This is a genomic window from Candidatus Kosakonia sp. 282A-S69 (assembly GCF_029433855.1).
Lineage (GTDB): Bacteria > Pseudomonadota > Gammaproteobacteria > Enterobacterales > Enterobacteriaceae > Kosakonia > Kosakonia cowanii_A.
In genome coordinates this window covers 241,567-259,779 of sequence record NZ_JAROAU010000001.1, presented here as the reverse complement: position 1 = coordinate 259,779, position 18,213 = coordinate 241,567, and the positions used below count along the sequence as shown (strand labels likewise).

At 58.2% G+C, this 18,213-nt stretch carries 20 protein-coding genes and 1 other annotated feature; of the genes, 8 read left to right on the top strand and 12 right to left on the bottom strand.

Features of this window, described 5'->3' with window-relative positions:
- The first annotated feature begins 49 nt into the window (after nucleotides 1-49).
- Nucleotides 50-952, top strand: coding sequence for an EamA family transporter (locus tag PU683_RS01185; protein ID WP_277169730.1), 903 nt, complete (start codon nucleotides 50-52; stop codon nucleotides 950-952).
- A gap of 108 nt (nucleotides 953-1,060) precedes the next feature.
- Here the strand turns inward: PU683_RS01185 and nepI are convergent, their stop codons facing one another.
- Complete coding sequence (gene nepI, locus PU683_RS01180; protein WP_277169729.1) at nucleotides 1,061-2,245, bottom strand: purine ribonucleoside efflux pump NepI; 1,185 nt, start codon at nucleotides 2,243-2,245, stop codon at nucleotides 1,061-1,063.
- A 96-nt stretch (nucleotides 2,246-2,341) separates the two neighbouring features.
- Nucleotides 2,342-2,794, bottom strand: coding sequence for a DUF1198 domain-containing protein (locus tag PU683_RS01175; protein WP_054803550.1), 453 nt, complete (start codon nucleotides 2,792-2,794; stop codon nucleotides 2,342-2,344).
- A 156-nt stretch (nucleotides 2,795-2,950) separates the two neighbouring features.
- On the opposite strand from PU683_RS01175, the gene PU683_RS01170 reads away from it, so the two are divergent.
- Nucleotides 2,951-4,984 (top strand): DUF4034 domain-containing protein, encoded by a 2,034-nt coding sequence (locus tag PU683_RS01170; protein WP_277169727.1) that lies wholly within the window; start codon nucleotides 2,951-2,953, stop codon nucleotides 4,982-4,984.
- A gap of 153 nt (nucleotides 4,985-5,137) precedes the next feature.
- Here the strand turns inward: PU683_RS01170 and ilvN are convergent, their stop codons facing one another.
- The 3 genes from ilvN to ivbL form a co-directional block, all read right to left on the bottom strand.
- The gene (ilvN, locus tag PU683_RS01165; protein ID WP_277169726.1) at nucleotides 5,138-5,422 is read right to left on the bottom strand and encodes an acetolactate synthase small subunit; all 285 of its coding nucleotides are present in this window, start codon (nucleotides 5,420-5,422) and stop codon (nucleotides 5,138-5,140) included.
- Between the two features lie 3 nt (nucleotides 5,423-5,425).
- Nucleotides 5,426-7,114: an acetolactate synthase large subunit gene (ilvB, locus tag PU683_RS01160; protein WP_277169725.1), complete on the bottom strand. Its 1,689-nt coding sequence runs from the start codon at nucleotides 7,112-7,114 to the stop codon at nucleotides 5,426-5,428.
- Nucleotides 7,115-7,219: 105 nt separating this feature from the next.
- A complete protein-coding gene (gene ivbL, locus PU683_RS01155; RefSeq protein WP_124966939.1) occupies nucleotides 7,220-7,318 on the bottom strand; it encodes an ilvB operon leader peptide IvbL in 99 nt (32 codons plus the stop codon).
- A gap of 511 nt (nucleotides 7,319-7,829) precedes the next feature.
- Between ivbL and tisB the strand changes: the two genes are divergently transcribed.
- The 3 genes from tisB to emrD all read left to right on the top strand — a co-directional run bounded on the left by tisB (nucleotide 7,830) and on the right by emrD (nucleotide 10,240).
- The gene (gene tisB, locus PU683_RS22390; protein WP_431190917.1) at nucleotides 7,830-7,925 is read left to right on the top strand and encodes a type I toxin-antitoxin system toxin TisB; all 96 of its coding nucleotides are present in this window, start codon (nucleotides 7,830-7,832) and stop codon (nucleotides 7,923-7,925) included.
- Between the two features lie 119 nt (nucleotides 7,926-8,044).
- The gene (locus tag PU683_RS01150; protein WP_277170462.1) at nucleotides 8,045-8,878 is read left to right on the top strand and encodes a DMT family transporter; all 834 of its coding nucleotides are present in this window, start codon (nucleotides 8,045-8,047) and stop codon (nucleotides 8,876-8,878) included.
- A 177-nt stretch (nucleotides 8,879-9,055) separates the two neighbouring features.
- The gene (gene emrD / locus PU683_RS01145) at nucleotides 9,056-10,240 is read left to right on the top strand and encodes a multidrug efflux MFS transporter EmrD (RefSeq protein ID WP_277169724.1); all 1,185 of its coding nucleotides are present in this window, start codon (nucleotides 9,056-9,058) and stop codon (nucleotides 10,238-10,240) included.
- Here the strand turns inward: emrD and PU683_RS01140 are convergent.
- The 4 genes from PU683_RS01140 to PU683_RS01125 all read right to left on the bottom strand — a co-directional run bounded on the left by PU683_RS01140 (nucleotide 10,143) and on the right by PU683_RS01125 (nucleotide 13,717).
- Entirely contained in the window at nucleotides 10,143-11,231 is a 1,089-nt protein-coding gene (locus PU683_RS01140; protein WP_277169723.1) for a cellulase family glycosylhydrolase, read from the bottom strand. The genes emrD and PU683_RS01140 overlap by 98 nt on opposite strands.
- 94 nt (nucleotides 11,232-11,325) lie before the next feature.
- A complete protein-coding gene (locus tag PU683_RS01135; RefSeq protein WP_277169722.1) occupies nucleotides 11,326-11,676 on the bottom strand; it encodes a DUF202 domain-containing protein in 351 nt (116 codons plus the stop codon).
- On the bottom strand, nucleotides 11,666-12,013 hold the full coding sequence (locus PU683_RS01130) for a YidH family protein (protein ID WP_277169721.1): 348 nt from the start codon (nucleotides 12,011-12,013) through the stop codon (nucleotides 11,666-11,668). The genes PU683_RS01135 and PU683_RS01130 overlap by 11 nt, the downstream gene beginning before the upstream one ends.
- A gap of 33 nt (nucleotides 12,014-12,046) precedes the next feature.
- Nucleotides 12,047-13,717, bottom strand: coding sequence for a putative transporter (locus tag PU683_RS01125; RefSeq protein ID WP_277169720.1), 1,671 nt, complete (start codon nucleotides 13,715-13,717; stop codon nucleotides 12,047-12,049).
- Between the two features lie 57 nt (nucleotides 13,718-13,774).
- Here PU683_RS01125 and PU683_RS01120 point away from each other — a divergent pair, with 57 nt between their 5' ends.
- Nucleotides 13,775-13,978 (top strand): hypothetical protein, encoded by a 204-nt coding sequence (locus PU683_RS01120; protein ID WP_277169719.1) that lies wholly within the window; start codon nucleotides 13,775-13,777, stop codon nucleotides 13,976-13,978.
- Nucleotides 13,979-13,993: 15 nt separating this feature from the next.
- On the top strand, nucleotides 13,994-15,259 hold the full coding sequence (gene oxlT / locus PU683_RS01115) for an oxalate/formate MFS antiporter (RefSeq protein WP_277169718.1): 1,266 nt from the start codon (nucleotides 13,994-13,996) through the stop codon (nucleotides 15,257-15,259).
- Between the two features lie 79 nt (nucleotides 15,260-15,338).
- Here the strand turns inward: oxlT and ibpB are convergent, their stop codons facing one another.
- Nucleotides 15,339-15,770, bottom strand: coding sequence for a small heat shock chaperone IbpB (ibpB, locus tag PU683_RS01110; RefSeq protein ID WP_042715111.1), 432 nt, complete (start codon nucleotides 15,768-15,770; stop codon nucleotides 15,339-15,341).
- 108 nt (nucleotides 15,771-15,878) lie between these two features.
- On the bottom strand, nucleotides 15,879-16,292 hold the full coding sequence (gene ibpA / locus PU683_RS01105) for a small heat shock chaperone IbpA (RefSeq protein WP_042715112.1): 414 nt from the start codon (nucleotides 16,290-16,292) through the stop codon (nucleotides 15,879-15,881).
- Nucleotides 16,286-16,357 (bottom strand) — a sequence feature (ROSE (Repression Of Heat Shock gene Expression) occurs in the 5'-region of heat shock genes and acts as an RNA thermometer to modulate expression.). It overlaps the preceding gene by 7 nt.
- Before the next feature lie 247 nt (nucleotides 16,358-16,604).
- On the opposite strand from ibpA, the gene PU683_RS01100 reads away from it, so the two are divergent.
- Complete coding sequence (locus PU683_RS01100) at nucleotides 16,605-16,934, top strand: YceK/YidQ family lipoprotein (RefSeq protein WP_277169717.1); 330 nt, start codon at nucleotides 16,605-16,607, stop codon at nucleotides 16,932-16,934.
- Nucleotide 16,935: 1 nt separating this feature from the next.
- Here the strand turns inward: PU683_RS01100 and PU683_RS01095 are convergent, their stop codons facing one another.
- Entirely contained in the window at nucleotides 16,936-18,162 is a 1,227-nt protein-coding gene (locus tag PU683_RS01095; protein ID WP_277169716.1) for a YidR family protein, read from the bottom strand.
- Between the last annotated feature and the right edge of the window lie 51 nt (nucleotides 18,163-18,213).

Genomic DNA, 18,213 nt, shown 5'->3' with positions numbered 1-18,213 from the left:
GCCTGTGTTATGCTTCTTAACCTGTTAATAAGTTATCAACGGGTTAGCAATGAGTTCGACGAAAAAAGGGATGCTCTGCGTACTGGCCGCGGCAGTGCTTTGGGGCAGTTCCGGGGTATGCGCGCAGTTTATTATGGAGAGGAGCGCGATCTCTGCGCAGTGGTTAACCATGACGCGCCTGCTGTTTACCGGTGTGATCCTGCTCACGCTGTCGTTTTTCCACGGCGACAAGATTTTTACCCTTCTCAAAAACCGTAAAGATGCGCTGAGCCTGCTCTTCTTCACGCTGTTTGGCGCGATGGTGGTCCAGCTGAGCTTCCTGGTGACCATTGAGAAATCTAACGCCGCCACCGCCACGGTGCTGCAATTCCTCTCGCCGACGATCATCGTCGCGTGGTTTGCGCTGGTACGCAAAGCGCGTCCGACGCTGCTGGTCTCAGCCGCCATCATGACCTCGTTAATCGGCACCTTCCTGCTGGTGACGCACGGCAATCTCACCTCGCTCTCCATCTCCTCCGGCGCGCTGGTGTGGGGCATTATTTCCGCCTTTTCCGCCGCCTTTTACACGACTTACCCCTCGGCGCTGATTGCCCGCTACGGCACGCTGCCGATTGTCGGCTGGAGTATGTTGCTGGCGGGGTTAATGTTGACGCCGTTCTATGCCGGGCAGGGGAGTGATTTTGTGATCGACGGCGCACTGTTAATGGCCTTTTTCTACCTGGTGGTGATTGGCACGGCGGTGACGTTCAGCCTCTATCTGAAGGGGGCGCAGATGATTGGCGGCTCGAAAGCGAGCATTTTAAGCTGCGCTGAACCGCTCAGCAGCGCCCTGCTCTCCGTGGCGCTGCTCGGCGTGGCCTTTACGTTGCCGGACTGGCTCGGCACGCTGCTGATCGTCTCGTCGGTACTGCTGATCGCGCTTGATTCACGCCGCCGGGGGCGCGCTGCTTAACCAAAGCAGGTTGCCCGGTGGCGGCTGCGCCTTATCGGGCCTACAAAATGGTGCAACGAGCAGGCGTCACAGGCCGGGTAAGCGCAGCGCCACCCGGCCTGTTGAGGTTCAGGCTTTGACCTTCACTTTTGCCGCCACCAGCAGCGCGGTGAGCAGCATCAGGCCACCGGAGAGCATTAACGGCGAGAGCAGGCCGTAATGATCGAGGGCGAAGCCGCCAATTGCCGCGCCGCAGGTATTAGCCAGCTGAATAACCGCTACCTGAATAGAACCGGCCTTCTCTGCCTGATCGGCAAGGGTGCGGGTGATCCACGTTGACCAGCCTACCGGAATCAGGGCAAAACCCAGCCCCCAGACAATGGCGATCCCCGCCGCCACCACTTTATCGCTGCCCCACAAAATCAGCACCAGCGCGCTTATCGCCAGCGTCAGCGGCGCAAGAGCCAGCGTCATTTTTACCGAGCGCTTCATCACCACCGATGAGAAGGAGGTGCCCACGAAGCTGGCGATACCAAAACTGAGCAGCACCAGCGTCAGCCCATCCACACTGAAACCGGCGAGGGTCGTATAGACCGGGCGAATGTAGGTAAAGAAGGAGAACTGCCCGGCGAAGACCATGAAAATCGCCAGCATCCCCGCCGCAACGCCGGGGCGTTTCAGCAGGCCAAACATATTCTGATGCTGCTCGGTCTGCCCCGGCAGCGACGGCAGCGCCATCCACACCCAGATGATGCAGGCCAGGCCCATCAGCGCCGCGCCGTTAAAGACGTTACGCCAGCCGATAATCCCACCGAGAAAACTGCCCAGCGGCGCAGCAATCACCAGCGCAATCGACACCGCGCCAAAGATGACCGACAGCGCTTTCGGCACCGTGCGCATCGGCACTAAACGCATGGTCAGCGAGGCCGACATCGCCCAGAAGCCGCCGAGCGCCAACCCAAGGCAGGCACGCCCGATCAGCAGCAGAGTAAAACTGGTGGCAAACGAGACCAGCAGGCAGGAGAGGGTCAACAGCAGCGCAAAGGCGAACACCACATAGCGGCGGTCGGTGGTGCGAATGATGCTGGTGATAAACAGGCTGGCGAACATCGCGACGAAGGCCGTCACGGTGACGGTTTGCCCGGCAAGCCCTTCGGAGACGCCCAGATCCAGCGCCATCGGCGTCAGCAGGCTGACCGGCAGAAACTCAACGGTGATCAAGCATGCTACACAGAAGGCCACAGCGAAAACGGCAGACCAGTTAGGCCGCGTGACCGGATCGGCCGAAGATTGCGCCACACTTTGCTCACTCATTGATTACCTGCTTAATTGTTAAACGTGAAAGTCGCGCAGTGTAACATTCATAAAGTGTGACGCAATTAACAATTCGGCAACTCTTCAGCTTCGCCCTCAGTGCAGCCAGTAGACGCCCTCTTCCGGCGCGAAGAGCGCGTTGTAGCGCATCTGGAAATTGCTCAGTTCAGCTTTATCCGGATCGATTTCACGCAGAAAGCCGAGCGCCAGGCGCAGCTGCGCATCGGTGATCGGTGCGGCAAGCCGCGCTTTCTGCATCAGGCGGTGCCAGTAGTGAAAATTTTGCTCACCGCTATCCACAATCGCCACCTGCCAGATCAGCAGCAGCTGCGCGGCATTTTGCAGGTGCGCCTCATCGGGACGCGCTAAATAGCGCAGGAATTCGTTGCCCGCGGTTTTGCCCATCTGATCAATCATCGACTCCACCGGCACGGGTTGAATATTAAGCCGGTCGGTAAGACGGCGGATCGCACGGCGGGAGTCGGAGGTTAACACCCGAAAACCAATCACAAAGACCACCACCAGCGTGGCCAACATCAACCAGATCATACGTTCTCCCGCAGCGAAAAGAGGCTCATCATACGGGCAAATCGCCGTCGACTAACAGTGCTAAGTGCGCTCAAACCCCTAAATCAGGGGTTTGTTCCCGGCGCGTTTTTCGGGACAATGGGCAACATTTTTCTTACATCTCCCTTATGAGGCACCATGATTTCACTGGATGAGATTTTTACTGTCCGCCAGCAGCTGCGCGATTTGATGCAGGCCGGGGAGTTTGAAGCGCTTACCCGCTACTACGCGGCCGCCGAGGCCCGCTGGCAGCAGGATCGCGATGATGCGTTTTTTCCCATCATCAGCCAGTACACCTTTCTTTTTACCCCGCAGCTCTTCAGCGAAGAGAGGATCGTCGAGCTGCTGACCGCCTGGCATCAGCAGCAGCCGCAGGCTCATTATCCCTGTGCCATGCTGGCCCAGCGCTGGCTTAACATCGCCGGCGACGCGCGCGGCGGCCAGTATGCAGACCGGGTGACCGCAACCCAGTGGAGCCGCGCCCGCATCAGCAGCGACTTGCTCTTTTACTGGGCGGCGAAGGCGATCTCCCTGAATAACCAGACGTCCTGGCTCTATTACCTACTGCTGACGGCGAGCGGACACTTTAACCAACCCGCGTGGTTCGAGGAGCCGCATCAGCCGATACAGCTCGATCTGAGCGCTTATTCAGACGCGGCGCTGGCTTTCGCCCGCGAAAAAGGCGGTTTACCGCTCTCCAGTGAGCCGATTTATACCGGTCTGCCCGTCGCAGACGAGCAGGAAGCGGAGATGCCGCCGCTTTACTGGCTCAACCGCGCGCTGGAGTGCGACCCGCAAAGCATGCCGGTGCGCGAGCAGTTTATCTACTACCTCTACCCGCGCTGGTATGGCGATGATGAGCATGTTGCCATCGACAACTTTTTAGCCAGCCATTACTGCACCACGCTGCCGGAGCTTAAGCGCAACAAACTCTACAGCGTGAAGTGGCTGGATAAACTCGGTAACCCCGAACACTGGCCCGATAAACACAGCGGCAAAGCGATCAGCGCGTTCGATGAGGAGTTCCAGCAGATGCTGGCACTGCCGATGGAGCCGGAAGATAAGGCAGCGCTGCACCTCACCTGCCTGGATACCTACGTCCATTTCCTGCTGGATGATGATTACACCTTCTACGCCCATAGCCCGCTCTTCGCGCGACGCATCTACGAAAGCATTGAGTTTATGCTCAACCACGGCTCAGTCCGGCTGCTGTTTGCCCAGGAGGGTGCACTGCTCTTCTGGCTGCTGTCGGTGCTGTGCCATAAAGAGTACGCACTGCAAGATGAAAAGGGGCTCTTCCCGCGCTATATCGCGCTGACCGGCGCGCGCTGCGAAAATGAGACCGAGCTGCTGCTGAGCGCCTATCTGCGTTTGCAGACGCTGGAAGGTGTTCATCTCCCCGGCCCGGCGGAGCCGTGGCTTGCGCGTCTGAAGCAAACGGACGATCGCATCGGGCCGGACAAGCTGAACGTGCTGCTCAACCGTCTCTGCTTCTTCCAGCAGAAAGCGCAGGCGCAGGGCTTTTTAACTCTGCTCGCCGAACATGACGTGATCCCCGCTCTGCTGCTGTTAAGTGACATTCACAGTGGCCTGGCACCGGTTGCTGCCAGCAACTTGCTGATTACACCCTCCGCAGAGTCGGCGACCGTAGCGCTTGATCGCGCCTGCCAGAACCGCTCGCCGGAAGCGCTGTTCCGCAAAAGCCGCATCCTGGAAGCGCAGCACGGAAGGGAAGCCCAGCCCGAGCGCCTGAAGCTGTTAGAGGAAGCGACCCGGCGCGGACACGCGCTGGCGCATTATGACTATGCCTGCGCGCTCTTCTGGTCCCGTGATGCGGAGCATCAGCGGCTGGCGGTGGAAAAAGTGTGTGCTGAGGTGCTGCTTGAGGCGCGCGTTGAAGAGGAGAAGCGAGCCTATATCGCCTATCTCTATGCCTTTGGCGTGCTGAACCAACGCGGCGGGATGCGTAAAAATGTCTGGCTGTTTATCCGCTGGATCAACTACGCCATCGAGCTCTGGCCGGACGATCACTACCAAAAAATGGAGCAGTTTTTCCAGTCGCGCTACGTCAACTTTTTAGTGGTTCGCTTCCTGGCGAAGCGGGATAGAAAAAGGGCGCCCGAGTGGCAAGTGGCGTTACTGGGCAAGCTTGGCGTACTGGAGGATGAGTAATGTCTTATATCGGTTATATCCTGTTCATCGTGGTGCTTGTGGTCGTCGGCGTGCGAACCAATAAGAAGTCGCGCTACTACCTCAGCACCCCGCTGCCGCGTAAGAAATAGGCCACAGCGCGCCGCCTTGACGGGCGGCGTGCCGCTTTAGCGCTTACTCAAAAAAGAGCCCCAGCTTGTTGAACACGCCGGGATCGCTCGGGTGACGGATGATGTGCACCACATCTTCCAGCTTGTCGATCTGGCTTATCATCTGCTCAAGGCGCTGATCGTTGGCGACCTGGAGCCAGATGCGGCTCTGCTCGCCGTTTTGGAGCGGTAAACAGAGAATGCCCTCCACGTTGAATGCCCGGCGGGCGAAGAGCCCGCAGACGTGGGTCATTACGCCCGGGTGGTTACGCACGGTGAGTTCAAGAATGACGTTATCACTGCTCTGCATGGCTTATTCCCCCACCATTTCTGTATTCGCCGCGCCCGGCGGCACCATCGGGTAGACTTTCTGTTGTGGATCGATGCGCACATGCACCAGCGCAGGTCCTGGGCGGTCAATAATCTCCTGCAACGCGGCCTGCGGATCGGCGGCGGCGTTTAAATCGCAGGTGTGCAGGCCAAACCCGGCAGCAATCTGCATGAAGTTAACCATGCCCGGATAGGTGGCGGCAAAGACGCCGGATTTGTAGAACAGGCTCTGCTGCTGATGCACCAGCCCCAGCGCCTCGTTATTCATCAGGATGATTTTGACATCGAGATTGTTTTCCGCCGCCGTCGCCATCTCCTGAATATTCATCATCAGGCTGCCGTCGCCGGAGAAGCAGATCACTTTACGCTCCGGGTTCGCCAGCGCCGCGCCGATCGCCGTCGGCAGGCCAAAGCCCATGGTGCCGAGGCCGCCGGAGGTGAGCCACTGGCGCGGGCGATTGAGCGGATAGGCCTGCGCCGTCCACATCTGATGTTGCCCGACATCGGTGGTGATAATCGCCTCATCATCGACGCACGCCGCCACCGCGTTAATCAGCCCGTAGTGGCTTAAGGGATCGCTGTTCTGCGCAATGGTGGAGGGGAACTCCGCTTGCAGCTGCCCGACGGTGTTGCGCCACGCGTGGCGCGCGCTCGCCTCAATCTGCGGGATCAATACATCCAATACTTCGCCGACATCGCCCTGAATGGCGACATGCGCCTGCTTCACTTTACCCAGTTCGGCGCGGTCGATATCGACATGAATAATCTTCGCGTTCGGGCAGAACTGCTCGGTTTTGCCAATCGCCCGGTCATCAAAACGCGCACCCAGCACGATGAGCAGATCCGCCTCTTGCAAAATGAAGTTGGTACTGCGTGCGCCGTGCATGCCGAGCATACCGAGAGAGAGCGGGTGGTGTTTCGGCAGCATACCGAGCGCCATCAGCGTCATGGTGGTCGGCAGGCTGGCTTTCTCTGCCAGCAGGCGAATTTGCTGCGGTGCATTGATGACTCCGCCGCCCAGGTAGAGCACCGGGCGCTGTGCGGCATTGATCATCTCTGCGGCGGCGCGCACCTCCTGCGCATTCCACGCCGGGGCCGGAGCTTTAGTGCCGGGCTCCGGCAGTTCGCTTAAGACGATCTCCGCAGTCTGCACATCTTTAGGAATATCTATCCACACCGGGCCAGGACGGCCAGACTGCGCAATGCGAAACGCGTCGCTAATAACCTGCGGCAGCTCGGCAATGTCGCGAACCAGATAGTTGTGTTTGGTGATGGGGATAGAGATGCCGTAAGTGTCCACTTCCTGGAACGCATCGGTGCCGATCATTGAGGCGGGCACCTGGCCGGTAATGCAGACCAGCGGGATGGAGTCGAGGCGCGCATCGGCAATGGCGGTAACCAGATTGGTCGCACCCGGCCCGCTACAGGCCAGACAGACAGCCGGTTTCCCCTGCGTACGCGCCATCCCCTGGGCAATAAAACCGGCACCCTGCTCGTGACGTGCCAGGATATGACGAATCTGCGTACTTTGACTCAGGGCATCGTACAGCGGCAACACGGTGCCGCCCGGGATGCCGGTCACGGTGGTGATGCCCTGTCGCTCCAGTAAATGAACAATCAGTTGCGCGCCGGTGTAGCGCGTGGATTGAGGAGTGCTTTCCGAACTTGCCATGCTCCAGTCCTTCTTATTCTGAGCCGACTTTCCGGGAGGGATAAAACAAGAAACCCCGCCCGGTTTGCGCCGGCGGGGTTTTGGAATCGTGTGTTGTTCCGGACCCTACGGCGCATTGCCGACGACCACCACCACACGCACGACGACCACCGCGGCGTTGTGCGCGGTTTTTAGTAGGTTCATCGGTTTAGTGGCAGCGTTCATGGGGGACCTGTTGTGTGAACAATTTTTATGTCATTAACGAGATTTATACAAACACAGGAATCACTCCCCGACAACTGCTTTTTACGCACCGGCAGCAAAGTGGGTCATTGATCACATTTCTTACTGCCACGCTGAAAACAAAAAACCCCGCCGGAGCGAGGTTTTTTTTGCAGCTTTTGCGGCTGGTGACCGCAAGCACACTGCGTTACGTCAACAGCGGAACTATACGCTATATCATCTGGCTGTGCAATTTTTACACATAATCATCCGCATTAAGTATGGTTCAATGGCGCAAAAACAACCAATAATTACTGTATATAAATACAGTACTCGCATATACTGATGTTGCGCATCTGTGTGGGGGCCGCAACTACGGCGCGCTAAGTCCTGGCTGAAACGGGTGGTGCCGTCAGCGCCTTAACCCCTTGAGAGCACACTGCGTTACGCCAACAACACGGCTGATAACAGGCAGCGGAAAGGTAAGTCAGCCGGTGCTCCTTTACCTGAGGAGATGCGTATGGGCCAGATGGAGATGGTTATCCTGATCCTGAAACTCATTGTTGCCTTGTTGCAACTACTTGAAGCAGTCCTGAAGTTTCTTCGGTAACTCAGGTTCAAGTCGCACCAAAGGGGGGCGGGCAACCGCCCCTCTTTAATATTCGCGTTCTGGCGCGCCTTGCGCCGGTCATGTTACATTTTGGTGACATTTCCCGTGCGCAGGTCGCCATGACGCTTTCGGTTTTCTGCATTCTGCTCTTCGCCGCGCTGCTTCACGCCAGCTGGAACGCCATCGTCAAAGCGGGCAGCGACAAGCTCTACTCCGCCATTGCTGTCAGCGGGTTCGCCGCGCTTATCGCGCTGGTGCTGCTCCCTTTCTCTCCTCAGCCAGCGCTTGCCAGCGCGCCATACCTCGCGCTCTCCTGCGCCCTGCAGGTGGTCTATACCGTGCTGGTCGCCAAAACTTATCAGGTCTCAGAGATGAGCCAGACCTACCCGCTGATGCGCGGCACCGCGCCGCTGCTGGTGGCGTTAGTCAGCGTGCTGCTTCTCGGTGACGCCCTGAGCGCGCTGGCGTGGAGCGGGATTGCCGTTATCTGCCTGTCGATTCTCGGCATGGCCTTTAACGGGCGCAGCCAGTCGCGAACCGGTATCTGGCTGGCGCTACTCAACGCCTGTTTTATCGCCAGCTATACGCTGGTGGATGGCACCGGCGTTCGTCTCTCGGGTTCGGCGCTCGGTTACACACTCTGGACCTTCTTCCTCAATGGTTTCTGCCTGCTGCTGTGGGCAATGGTGGCGCGCCGCCACGCGGTTTCCCGTTATCTGGTCGCTAACTGGAAATCAGGGCTGCCGGGCGGCATCGGTACGCTCGGCTCCTACGGCCTTGCGCTCTGGGCGATGACGCAAGCGCCGCTGGCGGTGGTGGCTGCGCTGCGTGAAACCTCAATACTGTTCGGCGCACTGTTAGCCTGTTTCGTGCTCAAAGAGCGCGTAGCGGGGGTGCGCGTTGTCGCCGCCTGCGGCATTGCAGCCGGGGCGATCCTGCTGCGCCTCTCGTAGATCATTCTGGCAACAAAAGTTGCCGATAATTGTTTATAAATCCTGCCTGGCAGCCTCTGCCAATTACTGTCTCACCTGGTGGCTCTTCTCACGCCTTGTGGTAGATTCCTCCGCAACCTGGGCTGACTTGCAGCCATATATTCTATAATTCTTCATTTTTTAAAAGTAATCATCGATATGAAAAGGCAGAGAAACGTCAATTTGTTATTGATGCTGGTGCTTCTGGTCGCGGTCGGCCAGATGGCGCAAACCATCTATATTCCAGCGATGGCCGATATGGCGCATGACCTGGCGGTAAGTAAAGGGGCGGTGCAGAGCGTAATGGCGGCCTACTTGCTGACCTATGGCGTCTCGCAACTCTTCTATGGCCCGCTGGCCGACAGAGTGGGGCGCCGCCCGGTGATCCTCACGGGCATGACCATTTTCATGCTCGCGACGCTTATTGCTATCACAACCAACAGCTTAGCGGTGCTGATCCTTGCCAGCGCCCTGCAGGGCATCGGTACCGGCGTCGGCGGCGTGATGGCGCGCACCCTGCCGCGCGATCTCTATGCGGGCAGCGAGCTTCGTCATGCCAATAGCTTGTTAAATATGGGTATTCTGGTCAGCCCGCTGCTGGCACCGCTAATTGGCGGCGTGCTCAACACGCTGGTGAACTGGCGCGCCTGCTTTATCTTCTTGCTGGTGCTGTGCGTGATTGTTACTTACAGCATGGCGCGCTGGATGCCGGAAACGCGCCCGGTGGATGCGCCGCGCTCGCGGCTGATCACCAGTTATAAAACCCTCCTCGGTAACGGCGCGTTTAGCTGTTATCTGCTGATGCTGATTGGCGGCCTGGCGGGCATTGCGGTGTTCGAGGCCTGCTCCGGCGTGCTGATGGGCGGTGTGCTGGGGCTGAACAGTATGACGGTGAGCGTGCTGTTTATCCTGCCTATTCCGGCGGCGTTTTTCGGCGCGTGGTTTGCGGGACGGCAGAATAAGCGCTTCACCACGCTGATGTGGCAGGCATCGCTGAGCTGTCTGCTGGCCGGCATCTTGATGTGGATCCCCGGCATTCTCGGCGTAATGACTATCTGGACTTTAGTGGTGCCCGCCGCGATCTTCTTCTTCGGCGCCGGGATGCTCTTCCCGCTGGCGACCAGCGGCGCGATGGAGCCGTTCCCCTTCTTAGCCGGTACGGCGGGCGCGCTGATTGGCGGCCTGCAGAACATGGGCTCCGGCGGGCTCGCGTGGCTCTCTGCGCAGCTGCCGCAAAACAGCCAGTTTAGCCTTGGGATGCTGATGACGCTGGCAGGCGTGCTGATTGTGTTGTGCTGGCTGCCGCTGGCGTCGCGCCCTGGCCACCACGAACCGGCGGTTTAACCTCATGATGGCCCGGCCTCTGGTCGGGCTTTTCACAGACTGGCGTAATCATCTCTTTTAGCAGCGGTGCGGGCGCAGGCCGCCATGCGCCCTCTTCTCCATCATAAAATTGCGTGTCGGCATTGATCGCATACGGGATTTTCGCCCGGTTCAGCTCACACGCCATAAAGCGGGCGAAGGCCATCTGCGAGGCGGTCGGCGCATTTTTTATCGACTCGCCGACCGCCCAGCCACCGACCCAACTGGCGTGACCGGTTTTTTGCTGCCAGTGCAGCGCCGCAGCGATGCGGGCGCGGATCGCCGCTTTTTCCGCCGCGGTACCTGAGGTCCACGGATATTTGCCGTTGGTTTTCAGCGGCCCCCACGGAAAGATATGCCACTCTGCCAGCAGGTAGTTCTGGCTGTGCGCAGGCAACCGCAGTGAGGCGAGATCTTCGGGCGCGGCGCGCAAGCGGGGGGCGATGAAGATCATGCGCTGGGCATCAATCTGATGCAGCGTACGCACCACATTGTCATAAGTGCGGTTCAGGGCGGGCAGATCGCGGTTCAGTTTGTCGGCGGGTTCGTAAATCACATCAAAACCGAGTGTCGGGTGATCGCGGCCAAAAAATTGCCCGACCGTCGTCCACCAGGCGACCAGCTGCGCTTCGGTTTTTGCGTTGGGATCGGCTTTAAAGCCATCGGCCTGATAAGCGATAATCGGCGTCACGCCATAGGCTTCGCAGGCTTCAACCAGCTTACGCAGGTGAATCAGCCGCGCTTCGGTCATGTTATCCGCCACGCGAATACGGACATGGCGAATGCCGGCGTTGTAAAAATCACGCACCACCAGCGGATCAAATTCGCGAATACCGCGCTCGGTGCGCGCCCAGTCAACGTCCATGCCGACGCCCAACTGCTGCGCGTAACGCGCCGCCGTCAGCGGTGTATCGGCGGCATACACAGCGGCTGCCGCCAGCAACATAACAACAGCAATCAGTGGCTTTAACACGGTTGACCTTGCGAAAATCGGGGGCGATTACATGTATTTAGCATGCTTTTACTCAGCGCGCGTAGCGGCAAAGCGTAATAAATTTTTCCCGCGCTCAGAACAAAAGCCATAACTGGCGAATATGAGTGACGGCGAACAGCAGGGCGAGAGAGAAGACACCAAGGGCGATAAGCAGCTTGTCACGCACGCTGCCGGGTAGCGCAAAGTCACCGGCGTTCACATCCATCCGCTGCCGCAGATGGGTATAACGCCAGAGAATACCCGCCACCAGCGCCAGCAGCCCGAGGGAGATCCAGAACGGCGTGCCCGACTGCTGCCAGTTATGCTTCACCGCCAGCGCCATCAGCGCGCCATAGCCGAACAGGGTGCGTAGCCAGGCGAGCGACGTGCGCTCTGGCTGCAAACCGGGATCGATGGCGCGACGCGCTCTGCGGCTATCCGGCATAGAACACCAGTGCCATCACCACCGCGGCGACCGCCGCCAGCGCCACGCTGATGAGCAGCAGCGTGCGGGTGTAGGGCAGATCCTCTTTTAACCGCATCGCTTTCTCATTACGCAACCAGCGTAGATAGCCATACAGCGCCAGCGCCCCGGCGAAGAGGCAGAGCAGCAGCGCCAGCGTTTCGCGGATCAGCGGCGTGGCAAACTGCGGTGCCAGCTGATCGAGGCCGACGCCCGCCGCGAGAAAGCCCAGCGCGGTGCGGATCCAGGCAAGAAAGGTGCGCTCATTGGCCAGCGAAAAACGGTAATCGGGCGCTTCGCCGACGCGGGAGATTTTCATCAAGACTCCTTGTAAAGCAGGCCATTGCCCAGGCTAAAACGCCTGGCCCATGCCCCAAAATAGCACCGCCAGCAGTTGAGGGGTAATAATGCGCAAAAACATCACCAGTGGATAGACCGTCGCGTATGAGAGCGCCGCCGCGCCGCTGGTGCCATGCAGATTATTGGCGAAGGCCAGCGCCGGTGGATCGGTCATCGACCCGGCCAGCATACCGCAGAGGGTTAAGTAGTTCATGTTGCCGAGCATCCGCGCCAGCACGCCGACGGTCATCAGCGGAATGGCGGTAATAAAGATGCCGTAACACATCCACTGCACGCCTTCACCGTGGGTCAGGGTGGCAAAAAAATCGCCGCCGGACTTCAAGCCAACAACGGCCAGAAACAGCACAATACCGAGTTCACGTAGCGCCAGGTTGGCGCTCGGCGGCATAAACCAGTAGAGCTTGCCGATGGTGCCGATACGCCCGAGGATCAGCGCCATAATCAGCGGCCCGCCCGCCAGCCCAAGCTTTAAGGCCACCGGAAAACCGGGAATAAACAGCGGCACCGAACCGAGCAGCACGCCGAGGCCGATACCGATAAACACCGGCAGCATCTGCACCTGCTGTAATTTTTGCTGCGCGTTGCCCACTTCACTGGCTACGGCCTCAATCGCCGCTGGTCGACCAACCAGGTTGAGGATATCGCCAAACTGCAGGCTGGCATCGGAACTGGCCACCAGCTCTACCCCGGCGCGATTGAGGCGAGAAATCACCACGTCGTAGCGCTCTTTCAGCTGCAACTCGCGGATCTTTTTTCCCAGCACCTTTTCATTGGTCACCACCACGCGTTCAACCCGCAAATCGGTGCCGTGGGTGGAGAGCGAGGTCGCCACCTCTTTGCCAATTACTACCTGAGCGTTGTGTAAATCGCGGGGCAGGCCGACCAGATGCAGCAGATCGCCCGCCTGGATCACCGTGGTGGGCGAGGGCACCATCAGCATTTCGTCCCGCTTTAGCCGCGAACAGATGATTTTGTCGCTATTGAGCAACGGCACATCCTGAATCGCCATATTGTTGAGGTTGCTGTTTTCAACCCGAACATTAATGGTGCGAATATGCGAGACGCCGCTATTGAGGGTGGCGTCGTGCTTGCGGGCCTCCTCATCCACATTGACGCGAAACAGCACCCGCAGCAGCCACATGCTCAGCAAAATACCGCAGATGCCAAACGGATAGGCCATTGCATAGCTGGTGCCCATCACATCCAGCTGCGCCGCGGGCAGGCCCAAATCACGCAGGATTTGCTGCCCGGCGCCAAGAGCGGGGGTATTGGTCACCGCGCCGGAGAAGATACCGAGCACCACCGGCAACGGAATAGCGAAGAGTTTATGCAGGATCGCCGTGACCAGGCCGCCCAGCAGCACAATCAGTATGGCGAAGAGGTTGAGGCGCAGCCCCGAGACGCGCAGCGAGGCGAAGAACCCCGGCCCAACCTGGATGCCAATGGTGTAGACGAAGAGGATCAGGCCGAACTCCTGCACAAATAGCAGCATCGGGCTGCTTAATGTCACTCCCAGTTGATCGGCGACGTGCCCAACAATAATCCCGCCAAACAGCACGCCGCCAATGCCAAAGCCGATGCCGCGTATTTTGATATTGCCGATCCAAAGCCCTACCACTGCCACCAGCGCCAGCATGCTGACCATTAACGCTATCTCACTCATGATCGAATCCCTTTCCATGATGATTAGGCTAATTCTCGCAGAGATGAGGGGCGTTTTATGGGCGATGGCGCACAAAGTGCAGGGCTATTTGCGCCCTCTTATGTGGCGAATAACGCACCACATGACATGAAGCTGCTCTTAATTAACGCATCCTCGCCGCTATTTATTCACGGGCGAAGCCCTGTGCCTGATAAGGATTTCCTGACGCTTCGCGCCCTGGCAGGTTATGGCACGGTTAATGCAAAACTCCACTTTTGTTAACAACAGGGTGGCAGAATGACAAATACAACCTTAACCAGCGTAGTGGTAGCAAGCCCGTCGAAGAAATGGGTGCAACTGGCGCTGGGCTTACTGTGCATGATCTCCATCTCCAGCCCGCAATATGTCTGGGCGCTGCTGGCAAAGCCGTTTATGGCGAAACTCGGCGTTCCGCTGGCGGAGATCCAGCTCACCTTCTCACTGCTGATTATTCTGCAAACCTTCTTTTCCCCCTTCCAGGGCAAGCTGATTGATAAGTTTGGCCCGCGCCGGTTGATTGCCATTGGTACCGTGCTGAGCGGCGCGAGCTGGATGCTGACCGCGAACATCAGCAGCCTGACGGGGCTCTATCTCTTTTACGGCGTGATCGGCGGTCTCGGCACCGGCATTGTCTATATCGGCGTGGTCGGTTTGATGGTGCGCTGGTTCCCCGAAAAACGCGGCTTTGCCACAGGGATGGTGGCGGCAGGCTACGGTATGGGCGCAATCCTCACCACTTTTCCGGTGACGCAATCGCTGGCCGCTAAAGGGCTGGAGAGCACGCTGTGGCAGTTCGGCCTGCTGATGGCCGCAGTGGGTTTTATCGCCAGCCAGGGATTGCGTGCGCCGCAGCACGCCAGCGCCCAGCCGGTAGATAGTCCGCTGAAAATGAGCGAGAAGAGCTTCGCGCCGAAAGAGATGCTGCGCAAGCCACTCTTTTGGCTGATGTTTGTGATGATGACCATGATGTCCACCTCCGGGCTGATGGTCACCTCACAGATGGCGATCTTCGCCGACGATTTCGGCATTACCGCCGTAACGGTGTTCGGCATGGCGGCACTGCCGCTGGCGATGACGATTGACCGGTTTATGAATGGCTTAACGCGCCCGGTGTGCGGCTATATCTCGGATCGGATTGGGCGCGAAAACATGATGTTTGTCGCCTTCGGTCTGGAAGGGTGCGCGATGGCGCTATGGCTTTTGTGTAAAGACGATCCGCTGCTGTTTGTGCTGCTCTCCGGGGTGGTCTTTTTCGGCTGGGGTGAAATCTTCTCGCTCTTTCCGGCAACCCTCACCGACACCTTCGGAACAGAGCATGCCACCTCAAACTATGGCTGGCTCTATATCTCGCAGGGGATTGGCTCGATCTTCGGTGGCCCGCTGGCGGCGCTGCTCTATCAGCAGACCGGCAGCTGGAACCTGGTGTTTGGCTGCGCGATTACGCTGGATATTCTCTGCGCGCTGCTCGCCTTTTTTGTGCTGAAACCGTGGCGCCAGCGCTTTTTGCAGCGCGTACACGCATAAATAAAAAGGCTCCGCATGCGGAGCCTTTCTGAAGACCTGATAAGCGAAGCGCCATCAGGCAGTGGGTTTGCCGGCCCGATTAGCTATTCAACGCCGGGCGCGAGCTGATGGCGATGCGTTGCGGTTCGGCGCTTTCGGGCACGTTGCGCAGCAGATCGATATGCAGCAGGCCGTTAACAAACGTTGCGCCGGAGACCTCCATAAAATCGGCCAGCGTAAAGCTCAGGGTAAAGGGCTGGATGACCAGTCCCTGATGGAGCCATTTCGGTTCGTTGGCCGGTTTTTCCGGCGTACCTTTAATGGTCAGCCGACCATTTTCCAGCTGGATATCGAGCTCTTGCTGGCGGAAACCGGCCAGCGCAAGGGTAATGCGATAGTGGTTGTCGTCGCTCTTTTCGATGTTGTAAGGCGGGAACGCCTGCTGATCGACATTAGTGGTTTGCAGGGCGTTTGCCAGTTTGTCGAAGCCAATCCACTGACGCAGAAGCGGGGATAAATCGTAGTTACGCATTGTGTTTCTCCTTCAAAGAAGCGAGTGAATACCTGCGAGCTTTCGGCTCACATATGCCCCCAGTCGGCGAGCATCTCGGGAGTGGGCCGCGTGAGCGACCCGACGTAATTAGTTAATTTCGATACGGCGCGGTTTTTTCTCTTCCGGGATAACGCGCTCCAGTTCGATATAGAGCAGGCCGTTCACCAGGTTGGCGCCTTTGATTTGAATATTTTCTGCCAGCTGGAATTTACGCTCGAAGTTACGTTCGGCGATACCCTGGTAGAGATAGGAGCGCTCTTTCTGTTCAGCAGCGTGGGAGCCTTTCACCACCAGCAGGTTATCCTGGGCAGTAATATCCAGTTCGCTTTCAGCGAAGCCGGCCACGGCGATAGCAATGCGGTAGTGGTTTTCATCCACTAACTCAACGTTGTACGGAGGGTAACCGTTATTGCTCTGGTTCGGGTTGTTTTCCAGCAGGTTAAACAGGCGATCAAAACCGATAGCTGAACGATAAAGCGGGGAGAGATCAAAATTACGCATAGTTAAAGCTCCTGAAATCAGCGAGTGTGTAAGACCTTCCATAATGGACCGATCTTCATGCCATATAGCCCAACACCCTTGCGGCGTGTTGTTCGGCTACAGTGATAAAGTGTGGTTGCAGGAGATTTTTTCAAGGGCAAATTTTTGACTTTTTTTGCACTTTCTCTGTCAGGGCATAGACTGGGGGGGACCGCACAAAGGGTTAAAGTGCGAATGCCACCACAGAGCGGAGTGCGAATGCTGTTGTTTTCGCTGGCGTAGGGCTATAAACGCCGTGACAGCATTCAGACAATAAACAACGATGATTAATCGATGATGAAAACGCGTTTTATAGTTTCTGCACTGGTTTGCGGAGTGATGGTCTCGGGCTGTTCCAGCGTGATGTCGCATACGGGCGGCAAAGAGGGGCTTTATCCCGGCACAAAAGCGAGTTCGTCGATGATTTCCGATGACGATACCGGCATCGGCATGAAATCGCTGGTGGCGCTGGATATGCCCTTTACCGCCCTTCTCGACACGCTGTTAATACCCTGGGATCTCTTTCGCAGAGATAACTCGGTGAAAGCGAGAGTCGAAAAGAGCGAGCGGGAAAACGAGGCGATTAACGCCCTGATTCCGCCCGCGCCGATGCCGGTGCACTGATTTAGCAACCGGTCTGCGTCATCCAGAGCTGGCGGAAACCGTCAGCCTCTTCCATCCAGGCTATCTGCTTACCATCCGGTGAGAAGACCACCGCATCCCCGCAAGGGGGGTTAGCGTGATCGGCCGTCAAAAAGGTTATCTCTCCGCGCACCGCGTCGCACAGCGCAATGCGGTTATCCAGCACAAACCCCAGCGCATCGCCGCAAGGGTGCCAGTTAAACGCCGACTGCACCCCTCTCTCGCTGTGGGTTAACTGCCGCGGCTCGCCGCCCTCCGGGCTGATTAACCAGATCTGCACAACGCCGTTGTCATCACGCATTAAAAAGGCAATCTCGCTCGCCTGCGGGTTGCTGCGTACCCAGTGGCGCGGCGTCGTGACCAATCCCGGATAACGCCGTTGATGGGTGAAAGTAAGGCGCTGTTGCTGTACGCCTTTTGGCGGTGCAGGCAGCGTCTGCTCTGTGCCGGCAAGCGGCGCATCGCCCGCGGTTTTCCAGCCCTGTTCACCATTGGGAAGCTCGACAATAAACAGCTCCGGCACTTTTTCGCCGCTAACGGAGAGCGTATCGCCAATAAATGCCAGCCGCTGGTTGCCGACCCAGCCCTCTTCATACGCGCGATTGATCTCATCACTGCCGGGCGCAGGCGTGGGCGTCGTGCGGCTCACCAGCACGCACCAGTGGCTGCCGGCATATTCTCGCGGATGGGTACAGGGCGGCGTCACCGGGCCAAACGGCACCGCTACGCCAACGTTGCGCAGATCGAGCGCCGGAGAGCGTTCATGCATTACGTGATCGTTATAGGTAAAACTGATGTTCTGCCCGTTCGGGCTAAAGACATGCACATGCGAGCCGCCGCGCAGCGCGCCGGGCGTGTAAGGCGCAGTGATATCTAGCGCATCGAGATTGGTTGTGCGGCCCTGTGCCGTTATCACGCCGCGTCGATGGTGGAAATCGTACTGCCACTCTGCATCCGGGTTTTCCGGACCGTGAATGAACAGATACTCCGGCCTTTCAGGGTGAACGGTCACCACGCCGACATGCGCGCCGCTCGTGGCGGTATAGATCACCTCAACGTCGCCAGAATGAACGTTGACGCGTTCAATGGTTTTGCCGGTAAAGGAGGCACCGGAGGGGCGCACATCGAACACCAGCCACTGGCTGTCCGCCGTCCAGGTGTTGATATTGGTGAGTTGATGATTGCGCGGGGCGAAGGTGAGCTGTTTCATGAAAGTACCCTGAAGCCATAAACAGGCCTCAGGGTATAAGATTGCGCGGCG